Origin of the sequence: Kocuria sp. PD6, assembly GCF_031844145.1 — a bacterium.
Classification (GTDB): Bacteria; Actinomycetota; Actinomycetes; order Actinomycetales; family Micrococcaceae; genus Kocuria; species Kocuria marina.
The window spans coordinates 112,318-124,769 of sequence record NZ_JAUZUS010000005.1 but is presented as its reverse complement, the minus strand read 5'-3'; the positions used below and the strand labels follow the sequence as shown (position 1 = coordinate 124,769).

11 protein-coding genes are annotated in these 12,452 nt (G+C 69.3%); 2 read left to right on the top strand and 9 right to left on the bottom strand.

The window, feature by feature from the left end; translation table 11 throughout:
- Window positions 1-54 precede the first annotated feature (54 nt).
- The gene (locus Q9R22_RS06235; RefSeq protein ID WP_131332272.1) at window positions 55-474 is read right to left on the bottom strand and encodes a hypothetical protein; all 420 of its coding nucleotides are present in this window, start codon (window positions 472-474) and stop codon (window positions 55-57) included.
- A 182-nt stretch (window positions 475-656) separates the two neighbouring features.
- Between Q9R22_RS06235 and purB the strand changes: the two genes are divergently transcribed.
- Entirely contained in the window at window positions 657-2,090 is a 1,434-nt protein-coding gene (purB, locus tag Q9R22_RS06230) for an adenylosuccinate lyase (RefSeq protein ID WP_131332271.1), read from the top strand.
- A 205-nt stretch (window positions 2,091-2,295) separates the two neighbouring features.
- On the opposite strand, the gene Q9R22_RS06225 is transcribed toward purB, so the two are convergent.
- From Q9R22_RS06225 to manA, 5 genes are all read right to left on the bottom strand, one after another.
- The gene (locus Q9R22_RS06225) at window positions 2,296-3,459 is read right to left on the bottom strand and encodes a hypothetical protein (RefSeq protein ID WP_242670570.1); all 1,164 of its coding nucleotides are present in this window, start codon (window positions 3,457-3,459) and stop codon (window positions 2,296-2,298) included.
- A gap of 37 nt (window positions 3,460-3,496) precedes the next feature.
- Window positions 3,497-3,835 (bottom strand): acylphosphatase, encoded by a 339-nt coding sequence (locus Q9R22_RS06220; protein WP_131332270.1) that lies wholly within the window; start codon window positions 3,833-3,835, stop codon window positions 3,497-3,499.
- A 241-nt stretch (window positions 3,836-4,076) separates the two neighbouring features.
- Window positions 4,077-4,739 carry an SDR family oxidoreductase gene (locus Q9R22_RS06215; RefSeq protein WP_131332269.1) on the bottom strand — a complete coding sequence of 221 codons (663 nt, stop codon included), beginning with the start codon at window positions 4,737-4,739 and terminating at the stop codon, window positions 4,077-4,079.
- 199 nt (window positions 4,740-4,938) lie between these two features.
- Complete coding sequence (locus Q9R22_RS06210) at window positions 4,939-5,490, bottom strand: TetR/AcrR family transcriptional regulator (RefSeq protein WP_131332268.1); 552 nt, start codon at window positions 5,488-5,490, stop codon at window positions 4,939-4,941.
- A gap of 96 nt (window positions 5,491-5,586) precedes the next feature.
- On the bottom strand, window positions 5,587-6,786 hold the full coding sequence (gene manA, locus Q9R22_RS06205; RefSeq protein WP_242670569.1) for a mannose-6-phosphate isomerase, class I: 1,200 nt from the start codon (window positions 6,784-6,786) through the stop codon (window positions 5,587-5,589).
- 79 nt (window positions 6,787-6,865) lie between these two features.
- Here manA and Q9R22_RS06200 point away from each other — a divergent pair, with 79 nt between their 5' ends.
- Complete coding sequence (locus Q9R22_RS06200) at window positions 6,866-8,275, top strand: phosphomannomutase/phosphoglucomutase (protein WP_131332266.1); 1,410 nt, start codon at window positions 6,866-6,868, stop codon at window positions 8,273-8,275.
- 153 nt (window positions 8,276-8,428) lie between these two features.
- Here Q9R22_RS06200 and Q9R22_RS06195 read toward each other — a convergent pair whose 3' ends face one another.
- From Q9R22_RS06195 to Q9R22_RS06185, 3 genes are all read right to left on the bottom strand, one after another.
- Window positions 8,429-9,619, bottom strand: a complete 1,191-nt coding sequence (locus tag Q9R22_RS06195; RefSeq protein ID WP_085106108.1) for a globin domain-containing protein — start codon at window positions 9,617-9,619, stop codon at window positions 8,429-8,431.
- 56 nt (window positions 9,620-9,675) lie between these two features.
- Window positions 9,676-10,164: an Rrf2 family transcriptional regulator gene (locus Q9R22_RS06190; RefSeq protein WP_131332265.1), complete on the bottom strand. Its 489-nt coding sequence runs from the start codon at window positions 10,162-10,164 to the stop codon at window positions 9,676-9,678.
- A 127-nt stretch (window positions 10,165-10,291) separates the two neighbouring features.
- Entirely contained in the window at window positions 10,292-12,157 is a 1,866-nt protein-coding gene (locus tag Q9R22_RS06185) for a phosphoenolpyruvate carboxykinase (GTP) (RefSeq protein WP_311254125.1), read from the bottom strand.
- Window positions 12,158-12,452: the final 295 nt, after the last annotated feature.

The following is a 12,452-nucleotide window of genomic DNA, read 5'->3' as shown; positions in this document are numbered from 1 at the left end:
CTGCGTCCTCCGGAGATCCGGTGCTCGAGCCCAGGACCGTCCGCGCCGCCGCGGTCACGGCGACCCGCCCCACGACGCGCTCGCAGCGTGACCCATCGCGAGTCCCACGCCCAGCACCGTGCTCAGTGCCGCGGCCATGGGAGCTCCCACCTGGGCGATGCTCTCCACAGCCGCGACCCGTTCCGCGAGCGCGGCCGCCCCCGTCCGCACGAGCTGAGCGGTTTCACGACAGCGGTGCGAAACGTCTCGCAGTTCCTGCTCGTGGCGATCGGCGCGGGCCCGGAAGGACCTGGCACCCGGGCCCTCCCACGCACCGTGGGTCTCCGCGAGGGACGCGATCCGGGAGGCGAGCCCCGCGAGGTGCTCTGCGGCGTCGTCGTAATGACGTGCCACGAGGCAGAGCCGTTCGTGGACCAGCGCCGAGACCGCCGAGGGGGACGTTCCCGGGAACACCGGGCTCGCGAATTGTGACATGACCGGTTCCTTCCCGCGCCCCACCACGCGGGCGCCACGCGACCAGGCTAGGGAACGGCGATCCTGTGCTCGGGCGGCCCCGGAAGCATGTGTATCCACGCCCTGCTCGGCCATCCCGAGGACCGCGGTGCAGGACGTTCACCGCGGCGAGGGGCGCCCCGGCGCATGAAAGAATAAGGGCCATGTCGAATACCGCGCAGACCCTTCCCTCCGGACGTGTGGCCCTGAGCCAGCAGTCACCCGCCATCGCGCTGGGACCGCTGGACGGCCGTTACCGCCCCCAGACCGCCGTGCTGGTGGACTACCTCTCGGAAGCGGCGCTAAACCGCGAACGGGTGCACGTGGAGGTCGAGTGGTTCATCCACCTGTGCGAGCAGCGAGCGCTCACGGGTCTGGAACCCCTCTCGGATGAGCAAAAGAGCGGTCTGCGTGCGATCGTCACGGACTTCGACGCCGCGTCGGTCGCGGAACTGGCTGAGATCGAGGCCGTCACGGTGCACGACGTCAAGGCGGTGGAGTACTACATCGGGCGCAGGCTGCCGGGGCTCGGCCTCGAGCACCTGACGCCGCTCGTGCACTTCGCGTGCACGTCCGAGGACATCAATAACCTCTCCTACGCGCTCGGCATCCGCGATGCGATCAACCACGTGTGGTTGCCCGCGGCGCGCGAACTGGTCGCGGCGGTGGCCACGATGGCGCGGGACGCGAAGGCCACCCCCATGCTGTCTCACACCCACGGCCAGCCAGCCACGCCCACGACCCTGGGCAAGGAACTCGCAGTGTTCGCGCACCGCCTGGGCCGCCAGGTGCAGCGCGTGGCGGACACCGAGTTCCTGGGCAAGCTCAACGGCGCCACCGGGACGTTCGCAGCGCACACCGCCGCGGCCCCGGACACGGACTGGCCCGAGACCTCCCGGTCCTTCGTGAGCCACCTGGGGCTCACGTGGAACCCGCTGACCACCCAGATCGAGTCGCACGACTGGCAGGCCGAGCTGTACGCGGACATGGCCCGGTTCAACCGGATCCTGCACAACCTCTGCACGGACGTGTGGTCCTACATCTCGATCGGTTACTTCCACCAGATCCCGGTGGAGGGTGCCACGGGCTCCTCGACCATGCCGCACAAGGTCAACCCCATCCGCTTCGAGAACGCGGAGGCCAACGCGGAGATCTCGTGTTCGCTGCTGGACACGCTCGCCGCAACCCTCGTAACCTCGCGGTGGCAGCGGGACCTCACGGACTCCTCGTCCCAGCGCAACATCGGGGTGGCGTTCGGTCACTCGTTGCTCGCGGTGTCCAACGTGCTCAAGGGCCTCGACCGCCTGGACGTGGCACAGGAGGTGCTCGCCGAGGACCTGGACCAGAACTGGGAGGTCCTGGGCGAGGCCGTGCAGACCGCTATGCGCGCCGAGGCCATCGCGGGCCGCGAGGGCATGGACAACCCCTACGAGCGGCTCAAAGAACTCACCCGCGGCCACCGCGTGGACGCCGACCGGATGCGCGAGTTCATCGCGGGCCTCGGCCTCTCCGAGGGCACCGCCCGGCGCTTGAGCGAGCTGGGCCCCGGGCAGTACACGGGCCTGGCCGAGCAGCTCGTGGACCGTTACCTGGACTGAGCCGCCGGTCCCGGCCCGACGCCGCCCGGTCCCGCCCCCGGAGCGGCTCCGGGCAGGGCCGAGGCAGCACCAAACACCTGTGTCCCGGAACAGCACGCGCCACGCGTGATCACATGCTGTTCCGGGACACAGATGTATTCGGGGGGCCCGGCGGAACTCACGAGCGCCGCCGGGCACCGCATGACCCCGCCCGGGGTTGTGCGCCCTACTTGCGCTTCTTCCGGCCCTTCGCGTCGGACTCCAGTTCCTTCCGTTCACCGTCGGGGGAACCGTCCTCGAACTTCTCCGCGCGCTCACCCAGGGCAAGGTTGGGCGGGAACTCGTCCGGGAAATCCCCGAAGGCCTCGCGTGAGGCCTTGATGACCTGGCGGGCCATGGCCAGGTTGGCGCCACCCCCCACCACGGCGCCCAGACCGAACGGCAGCGCGCGGCCCAGCACCGCGCCGGACTGGCGGGCCAGGAACCGCTTGACGAACATGTTGCGGATCGAGCGGCCCACGTCGAAGCGCTGCGAGCTGTCCGGGGACTTGCCGAGCATCAGGCCCCACTTGCTCGTGAGGCTCTTGCTCGCGGACGAGCTGGACAGCAACTGGCCCATGAGCGCGCTCCCGTCCTCGCCGAGCATGAGCGCCATGATCATGGTCCGGTTCTGCTGCTCGTCCTTGGGCTCCACCCCGTGCAGTTCGGCCATGGCCTGCGCGTACAGGGCCGTAGCCTCCAGGTAGCCCGCCACGGCGGCAGAAGACAGCCCGAGGGACGCGATGGTGCCGATCCCGGGGACCGCCGCGGTGGCACCCACGGCGCCGCCGCCCATGGTCACGGAGCGCAGGTAGAGCTTTTCGGCACGCTTGGCGATCTGGGCGGGCGTCTCCTTGGGGTGCTGCGCACGCTCCCGCTTGAGCGCCTTGACCACCCACGGCTGTTGGATGCGCAGCACATGGTCCAGGAACTTGTTGACACCGGGCTTGGGTTTGCCGTTCTCGTCGAACGCCTTGTTCAGGGGGTTCAAGTCCATCAACGACCACTCCTCGAAACGGGTTGGGGGTGTTCGGCGGGTACCGCCGAACACATCAGCACTACTATTCCACAGCGCGCAGCGCTTTCGGTGTGCCCGACCCCCGGCGCATATCATGCGCGCGGCCGACGACGCCGCCACGGCCCCGTCCCACGCGCGGCTCACCCCGGAGTCCTGCCACCGCATGGCCGCGAGCAACATCATGGGCAGCTGCTCGAAACCGCCCACCGTCTCGGTCTTCAGAGTCACGTCCATGGACGTGGCATCGACCTCGGACAGCTGTTCCAGCAGATCCGCGACATCGTCCGCGCTGCGCACGAAGGACATGTTCACGATGTCCGCGTGCCGCGCCACGAAGCGCAGATCAACGGCAGGTGAACTCCGCCCGCGGTCAGTGCGTGCTGAAGTCGGTGAACGCCCCCGTGGGCGGGCCGAAGTGCTCGTCCACGGTGATCACCGCACCGGGGGTGTCCCGGGAGATGAGCGCCTGCAGCAGCTCACCCACGGCCCAGCGCGGACCCTCGGCCACGACGGTCACGGTGCCGTCCGGGTTGTTGGTGGCACTTCCCACGAGCCCCAATTTCTCGGCCTGGCGCCAGCACCAGTAGCGGAACCCCACGCCCTGCACGGTCCCGTGCACCACGGCGGTGAGGGCGATGGTCTCGTTCAGGTCCAGCTTGTCCTGATTGCGGCCGGCTGACGCGGCGGGATTAATCGACGGCATCTCCATGCCCCCAGCCTAGAAGACCCCGGTCGCAGCCACCCGGCAGACAGGGCCCGCAGGTCCGGGGCGGCTATCAGGACCGGGCACCGGGGCCGACTGTCGGGCCGAGCTGCTGGAGCCCGAACCATCAGGGCCTGATTCGCGGGGCCCGATCTGCCGCGACCGGGCGTGAGAAATCGCCCGGCCCACGCGGACCCCGGTGGAGCCCGCCACGGACCGGGCGATCACGACTGACAAAGGCTGCAGGTCAGCCCAGGTTCTCGAGCGCCTCAGCGATCGGTGTGTCACCGTCGGAGAACTCGATGAACTTCCCGGCGGTGCCCCGCGGATCGGCGAGCGCCCGGGCGGCCACGAGGGCCACGTTGCCGCGTGCCGTCTTCTTCTCGTCGTCGCTGCCGGCGCGGCCCAGCGTGATCTCCCCCGAGGGGTCGTCGTCGGTGAGCGCCCCGGGGCCCAGGATGGTCCACTCGAGGGAGCTCGCGCGCAAGTGGTCGTCCGCGTCCGCCTTGGACTGCGCGTAGGAGTAGAAGTCGTTGTCCTCGGGGACCCCGTGGTCCTGCCCGGCGCCCATGTAGGACACCATGACGTAGTGCCTGACGCCGGCGGCCTGTGCGGCGTCCATGGAACGGATCGCGGCGTCCCGGTCCACGGCGTACGTACGCTCGGGGTCGCCCCCGCCCGCGCCCGCGGACCACACGACGGCGTCCTGGCCGGAGAACAGCTCCGTCATGGCCTGCACGTCCAGCTCCTGGACGTCCGCGACGACCGGGGTGGCCCCGGTGTTCTCCACGTCCTGGCTCTGCTCCCGCTTGCGGATCACCGCGTTGACGGTGTCCCCCTGCGTGGACAGCAATCGGCTCAGCTGCAGCGCCACCTTGCCGTGGCCACCGATGATCGTGATCTCGGACATTGCGGGTCCTTCCTGTCGGAACGGGTGTCGCGGGGACAGCGCGTGCCCCCGACATCCAGTACAGCATGCGTCAGCGGCGGATTATTCCGAACCCCCGAGGCCCACCCGGTACCCCTGCCGCCGCGCGATATGGGGGTCCGCCGCGCCCGGCGGGGCCGGAACGCCTCGGCCTCACGGGCCCGTCACACCCTGCGGGACCTCAGTCCTCGAGGCCGCCGTTGGCGAGGCTCGCGTTGAGCACCCGGGCGAGGGTCGACAGGTCCGCCTCCTGCTGTTCGGCAAGCGCGTCCGCGAGCACGCCCAGTAGGCCGTGGACCACGAACCGGTCCCGGATCTCGACGACGCCGCGGTCCTCCCCGCTCTCGCGATCCTCCCGGAGGCTGCGCAGACCCGTCATGGCGTGTTCCGCGACCGCCCCACGTGCCAGGGAAGGACCGGGCCCGCACAGCATGGCCCGGTAGAACTCCTGGTGTTCGTCCAGGTGCGCCACGAGCGGGGGCAGGACCAGGTCCAGCGGACTGGCCTCGCGGTTCTGCAGGGCGCTCGGGTCCAGGGGGACGCGGGCCAGCAAGGATTGCGTGGCGCCGAGCAGCACTTGGTCCCGCGAGCCGAAGTTCTCGTACACGGCCTTACGACTGACCCCCGCGGCCTGCGCGATCTCGGTCATCCCCACCTGGGAGCCCCGGCACGCGACCAGTTCGACGGCGGCTTCCACCACGGCCGCACGGGTGCGTTCGATCCGCCGGTCCATGTGCGCTCCAATGTCAGGGTCGTAGAAAGGGTGCCCATCCATTGAACGCTCAAACAGGAAATTACGCGACAACCTAAAGGGTGAGACCCGGAACCCTCAGCGCGCGGGCGTAACCGCCTCCACGAGGAACACGCGCCCGTCCCCGCTCAGGGTCACCGTGCTCGGGGTCTCCAGGCAGATCAGGGACTCGCCCGACGTCGCTCGCGCACCCTCCGCGTCCGCGTCACCAGCAGAGCGCGCGGAGACCTCCACGTCCCCCTCGGTCACGAGCACCATGCACACCCCCGCGAGCTCCCGGGTGACGGGGCGCTGCGGGCTCACGCGCACCGCGGCCAGGGAGAGGGCGGGGTCCCACAGCGTGTACCGCACCACGCCGTCCTCGACCTCGCGCGGTTCCAGGACGCTCACGGGTTGCTGGGCGGTGGCCATGACCCTCAGCAGTTCCGGGACGTCCACGTGCTTGGCGGTCAGACCAGCGCGCAGCACGTTGTCCGAGCACCCCATGATCTCCACCGCGGTGCCGCTGAGGTACGCGTGCACCTGTCGGTCCGGGGTGAACAGGGCCTGGCCGGGGGCCAGGTGCACCATGTTCATACACAAGGCCACGAGCAGACCCCGGTCACCCGGGTGGTGGTGGGTCAACAACCGGATCAGGTGCGTCGCGCGTTCCACGGGATCCGCCTCCGCGGACAACCGGGGTTTGTCCGCGTCCTCGCCGCGGGGCGAGGTGGCCGGGGTGGTATCCGCAGCGGTGACGCACGCGCGCACGGCGGCGGCAGCGGCGTCGTCGTCGAGCTCGAGCGCGTACTGCACGGGACACTCGGACGCCGCGGCGTCCGCGAGCCACGGGAGGTTCAGTTCCCGGGCGAGGCGCTTCAGGTCGGCCCGGTCCTGCTGACCCGCGAGCAACCACATGGGTGACAGCGCCACGACCGTCTCCGGTTTGGCGCGCTCGTCCTTGTAATTACGGTGCACCGAGTCCCGCGCGACGCCCGCGGCGTTCTCCCGCGCGAACCCCTCACGGGCCTGTTCCTCGGACGGGTGCACCTGGATGGACAGCGGCGCCGCGATCGCGAGGATCTTCAGGAGGAACGGCAGGTCGGGGGCCACTTCGTCCAGGCCGCGCTGGACCCCGTCGAGGGTGACCCGGGACGGAGCGCTCGCGTGGGCACCCATCCACAGCTCGGCCTCGGGTTCCTCGGTGGGTGCGGAGCGCCCCTGCATGCCGGCGAGGACCGATCGCGATCCCCACGCGTAGTGCTGGATCGGATTGGTCATCCTCAAGAACTCGGCCATGTCGAACATGTAACCACAGCGCCCCGGAAAACGCCGGACTACCGGGGTTCACCGATCCCGCTCACGTAGAATCGGGACGGTGACCACAGATCTTTCCTCATCATTCAAGGCGTACGACGTCCGCGGCATCGTGGGCGAGAGCATCACCGCGGACAGCGTGCGCGCCACCGGTGCCGCGTTCGTGGACGTCCTGGGCCTGGCCGGCTCCGGGGTGGTCGTGGGCGGCGACATGCGCCCCTCTTCCCCCGAGTTCGTGGAGGCGTTCGCGGCCGGCGCCACCCGCCGCGGTGCGGACGTCACGGTGATCGGCAGCATCTCCACGGACGAGCTGTACTTCGCGTGCGGCACCCTGGACAGCGCCGGCGTCACCTTCACCGCGAGCCACAACCCGTCCGAGTACAACGGCATCAAGATGGCCAAGGCCGGGGCCGTCCCCGTCTCCTCGGACACCGGCCTGTACGAGATCCGCGACGTCGCACAGCGCTACCTGGACGCCGGGGAGATCCCGGCCTCCGAGCACCGCGGCCAGGTCTCGCGCCGGGACGTACTGGGTGACTACGCCCATTACCTGCGCAGCCTGGTGGACCTCTCCGGGATCCGCCCCCTCAAGGTCGTGGTGGACGCGGGCAACGGGATGGCCGGGCTGACCACTCCGGCGGTGCTCGGGGACGCACTGTTGGACCCGCTGCCGCTCGAGATCGTCCCGCTGTACTTCGAGCTGGACGGCACGTTCCCCAACCACCCCGCCAACCCACTCGAGCCCGCCAACCTCGAGGACCTGCAGCGGGCCGTGCGCGAGCACGGTGCGGACATCGGGCTCGCGTTCGACGGCGACGCCGACCGCTGCTTCGTGGTGGACCAGAACGGTGATCCCGTCTCCCCGTCCGCGGTGGCCGCGATCGTCGCCGAGCGCGAGATCACCCGGGCCCGCGCCGCGGGTGAGGACCGGCCCGTGGTGATCCACAACCTCATCACGTCCAAGGCGGTCCCCGAGCGGATCGAGGCCTCGGGCGGGCGTGCCGTGCGCACGCGCGTGGGCCACTCCTTCATCAAGGCGGTCATGGCCTCCGAGCGCGCCGTCTTCGGCGGTGAGCACTCCGCGCACTACTACTTCAAGGACTTCTTCAACGCGGACACGGGCATGCTCGCCGCGATGCACGTGCTGGCCGCGCTGGGTGAACAGGACGCGCCGCTGAGCGATCTCATGCGCACGTACGACCCCTACGTGGCCTCCGGCGAGATCAACTCCGAGATCGAGGACAAGGCCGCCGCGGTGGACCGCGTCCGGGCACACTTCGCAGCCACGGACCCCGCCGTGCAGGTCGAGGACATGGACGGCACCACGTTCACCCACCCCGAGCAGGGCTGGTGGTTCAACCTGCGTCCGTCCAACACCGAGCCGTTCCTGCGGCTCAACGTGGAGGCCCCGGACGCCGCCGCCATGGAGTCGGTGCGGGACACCGTCCTGCAGCTCGTCCGGCAGGACTGAGCCTGCCCGGGCGCCGCGGGTCCCACCCGCGGCACTCCCGCTCGAAACGCCGTCCCCGGGCACCCGCCGCGGGCTGCCCGGGACGGCCCGCAGAACACGACGACGCCACGCGGCCCAGGTGGCCACGCGGCGTCGTCGTCATGTCAGGGAGGCTCAGGCGTTCGCGGCGCGCGCCTCATCGTGGAGCATCCACTGGTCGGGACCGAAGATCTCGTAGTGAATGTTGCGCCCCGGCACACCCTTCTCGATGAGCTGCGAGCGCAGCGCCTTCATGAAGGGCAGGGGGCCGCACATGAACGCGTTGGTGTCCTCGTCCACGTCCAGGTCCACGTCCGCGATGTTCATGAAGCCCTCGTGGTCGCCCTCACCGGGGGTCTCCATCCAGGTGATCATCGTGGCGTTGGGCAGGCTGTCCACGAGACGCTCCATGATCTGGCGGCCGGGCCAGCGTTCCTTGGAATGATCCGCGTGCAGCACGGTGACCTTGCGCTGCGAACCCTCCTTGGCCAGGCGGTCCAGGAACGCGACGATGGGTGTGGTGCCGATGCCGGCCGAGGCCAGCACGAGCGAGCCGTGGCCCTCGTCCAACACCACGTCACCGTAGGGGTTGGAGATCTCCAGGACGTCGCCCTCGTTGATGTCCTCGTGCAGGATGGGCGTGACCTCGCCGTGGGGATCCTTGCGGATCACCACGCGGCGGTGGCCCTCCTGGGACGGCACCAGTGTGAACTGGCGGGGCTGGCGGATCCCGTCCTTGACCTTGACCTGGATGGTCACGTACTGACCGGGGATGGAGCGGGTCAGCGGGGTGTCGTCCGCGGGTTCGAACTCGAACGCCACCACGCCTTCGGCAATGTCCTCCTTGGACACGAGTCTGAAGGGCGCGAACATGACGTCATTGGCCTGCTGACCGTAGAGGCCCTTCTCGAGCTTGATCAGCGCATCCGCCATGAGCCAGTACACCTCGTCCCATGCGGCCACGACCTCGGGGGTCGCGGCGTCACCCAGGTCCGCGGCGATGGCCCCGAACAGGTGCTCATGGACGGTGGGGTACTCCTCGGGCAGCAACCCCAGGGACGCGTGCTTGTGGGCCACGCGCGAGAGCACCTCGTCCGGGTAGGAGTCCGGGTGGTTGAGCAGGTGCGAGGCGAAGGCCGCGATGGAACCGGCAAGCGCCTGCGGCTGGGTGCCGTTCTTCTGGTTGGAACGGCTGAACATGCCGTCCAGCAGATCGGGGCGGGCGTTGAACATGGACTTGTAGAACTCGGGGGTGATCGCGGGGATCCGCTCGGCGATCACGCCGATGGTTTGCTCGATGACCGGGCGGGACTTCTGGGACAGCATGATGATTTCCTCTCATCGCGGTGTGACGAGAGTCAATTTAGCATTTGAAATGCACGTTAAAGAACCGGCGCTCCATCCCTGGTGGCGGGGGTTCGCACGCTCGGGGGACGCAGCCCCAGTTGCACCGCGATGGGGCCCACCTGGCGGGGGTTCACGAGGTCCGCGATGGTGATGCCGTCCAGTTCCCGGTAGAAGGCCTCACGCGCCCCGGCCAGGGCCCGGCGCAGCCGGCAGCCATGGTTGAGCGGGCACGCGACCTCGTCCGCCTCGCACTCCACGATCGCGGTGTCCGCCTCCAGGATCCGCAACACCTGGCCCACACTGGCCTCCCGGCCCTCGTCCGTGAGCATGACCCCGCCAGCGCGCCCGCGTTGCGAGCACAACAGGGACATCCCGCGCAGTTTGGCCACCGTCTTGGCCACGTGGTTGTACGGCGCCCCCACGCCGTCCGCGATGCGCTGCGTGGACATCATGGTGTCCGGGGGCAGCCCTCCCATGAGCAGCAGCACCCGCAGCGCGATGTCCGAAAAAGCTGTCAGCCGCACAGTTGTCCCTTCGTCACCGGCCCGCCCTCAGCCCACCGATGACGACGCCGCGCGGCCGGTCTGGCCGCGCGGCGTGATCATACAGGATGGCCCGGCCCGCGTGGCAACGCGGATCGGGAGACCGGCGTCAGCTGTTGCGCAACCGGTCCTCGAGCCCGGCGCGCTGTTCGAGGATCACCTCGGGCACGTCGCCGAGGCGCGCGAACCACTCGTCGATCCCGGGCAGTTCTTTGAGCCACTCGTCCTTGTCCACGCGCAGCGCGGCCTCGAGATCGGCGTCGGAGATGTCCAGGCCGGTCAGGTCCAGGTCCTCCTTGCCCGGCACCACACCCACGGGGGTCTCGTGTCCCTCCGCGGTGCCCTTGAGGCGTTCGACGATCCACTTGACCACGCGGGAGTTCTCCCCGAAGCCGGGCCACGCGAAACCGCCCTCCGGGGTGCGGCGGAACCAGTTGACGTAGTAGATCCGCGGCATGTTCTCCTCGCCCACGCGGGCGCCGGTGTCCAGCCAGTGCTCCAGGTAGTCATTGACGTTGTAGCCGATGAACGGGAGCATGGCCATGGGGTCACGGCGCACCACACCCACGGCGCCCTTGGCGGCCGCGGTGGTCTCGGAGGACAGCGTGGCTCCCTGGAAGACGCCGTGTTCCCACCCGAAGGACTCGGAGACCAGAGGCACGGTCGTCTTGCGGCGGCCACCGAAGATGATCGCGGACAGCGGCACACCTTCGGGGTCGTCGTACTCGGGGGCCAGGATCTCGACCTGCTTGATGGGGGTGCAGAACCGGGAGTTGGGGTGCGCGGCGGGGCGGCCGGACTCGGGGGTCCAGTCGTTGCCCTTCCAGTCCGTGAGGTGCTCGGGGATGTCGTCGGTCATACCCTCCCACCACACGCCGCCGTCGTCGGTCAGCGCCACGTTGGTGAAGATGGTGTTGCCGCGTTCGATCGCCCGCATGGCGTTGGGGTTGGTGGACCACCCGGTGCCGGGTGCCACACCGAACAGGCCGGCCTCCGGGTTGACCACGCGCGGGGTGTGGTCCTTGCCGAAGCGGATCCAGGCGATGTCGTCCCCGACCATCTCGGCCTTCCAACCCTCGATGGTGGGCTCGAGCATCGCGAAGTTGGTCTTGCCGCACGCGGACGGGAACGCCCCCGCGATGTAGTGGGACTCCCCCTGCGGGTCGGTGATCTTGAGGATGAGCATGTGCTCAGCCAGCCAGCCCTCGTCATGGGCGATCGCCGAGGCGATGCGCAGCGCGTAGCACTTCTTGCCCAGCAGCGCGTTGCCGCCGTAACCGGAGCCGAAGGACCAGATGGCCCGGTCCTCGGGGAACTGCACGATGTACTTGGCGGGGTTGCACGGCCACGGCACGTCCTGCTCGCCGGGCTGCAGCGGGGCACCCAGGGAGTGGACGCACTCCACGAACTCCGCCTTGTCGCGGGACATCTTCTCGAGGACGGGCGTGCCGATCGTGGCCATGATCCGCATGGAGCACACTACATAGGGCGAGTCCGTGATCTCCACGCCGTACTGGGGCTTCTGAGCGTCCAGTGAGCCCATCACGAACGGGATCACGTACATGGTGCGACCGCGCATGGCCCCGTTAAAACGCTTGGTCAGCGTCTCCTTCATGGCCGTGGGGTCTTCCCAGTTGTTGGTGGGACCGGCACCCTTCTCGGTCTTGGTGCAGATGAACGTGCGCTCCTCCACGCGGGCCACGTCCTCGGGGTCCGAGAACGCCGCGAAGGAATTGGGGAGCTTCTCGTCCGAGAGCCGGACCAGGGTGCCCGCCTCCACCATGAGGTCGGTGAGCCGGGTCCACTCGGCTTCCGAACCGTCTGCCCAGTGGATGTGATCCGGCTGGGCCAGCTCGGCGATCCCACGCACCCAGTCCACGAGCTCCCGGTAATCCGTGGGGGGATTGTCCAGGGACTGCTGGACCTCGCGGTTCAGGGCGGTGGTCCCGGTGGTTGCTGTGCCGTTGTCAGCCATTGACATGTCTCCTCGTTGAGGCCGTCGTACGTGCCGCTTCCCGCCGAGGTGCGCCGCCCGTTCATACTTGCCACGTCACTGTGGAACGGTTCCGGGGGCCGACCTCGCAAGGGGTTGCGCGCGGGTGTGCCTGGAGTCTATCGCGGGGGGGGCCTTCCGGAACGCGAGTTACACCACATCGCGGCCCCGACCACACGGCTCGCACCGCCCAGCCGCCCCGGCACCGCGAGGGCATCGCTCCGGCGCGATTTGTCGCCGGGCACCGGCGGGTGTAAGTTATTACCCGTTGCAAGGG

What these genes read in the sequence shown, in the direction of transcription:
- Q9R22_RS06185 (WP_311254125.1), bottom strand. Translation starts at nt 12,157, where the DNA reads ATGGCTGACAACGGCACAGCAACCACCGGGACCACCGCCCTGAACCGC.
- Q9R22_RS06235 (WP_131332272.1), bottom strand. Translation starts at nt 474, where the DNA reads ATGTCACAATTCGCGAGCCCGGTGTTCCCGGGAACGTCCCCCTCGGCG.
- manA (WP_242670569.1), bottom strand. Translation starts at nt 6,786, where the DNA reads ATGGCCGAGTTCTTGAGGATGACCAATCCGATCCAGCACTACGCGTGG.
- Q9R22_RS06220 (WP_131332270.1), bottom strand. Translation starts at nt 3,835, where the DNA reads ATGGAGATGCCGTCGATTAATCCCGCCGCGTCAGCCGGCCGCAATCAG.
- Q9R22_RS06210 (WP_131332268.1), bottom strand. Translation starts at nt 5,490, where the DNA reads ATGGACCGGCGGATCGAACGCACCCGTGCGGCCGTGGTGGAAGCCGCC.
- Q9R22_RS06215 (WP_131332269.1), bottom strand. Translation starts at nt 4,739, where the DNA reads ATGTCCGAGATCACGATCATCGGTGGCCACGGCAAGGTGGCGCTGCAG.
- purB (WP_131332271.1), top strand. Translation starts at nt 657, where the DNA reads ATGTCGAATACCGCGCAGACCCTTCCCTCCGGACGTGTGGCCCTGAGC.
- Q9R22_RS06195 (WP_085106108.1), bottom strand. Translation starts at nt 9,619, where the DNA reads ATGCTGTCCCAGAAGTCCCGCCCGGTCATCGAGCAAACCATCGGCGTG.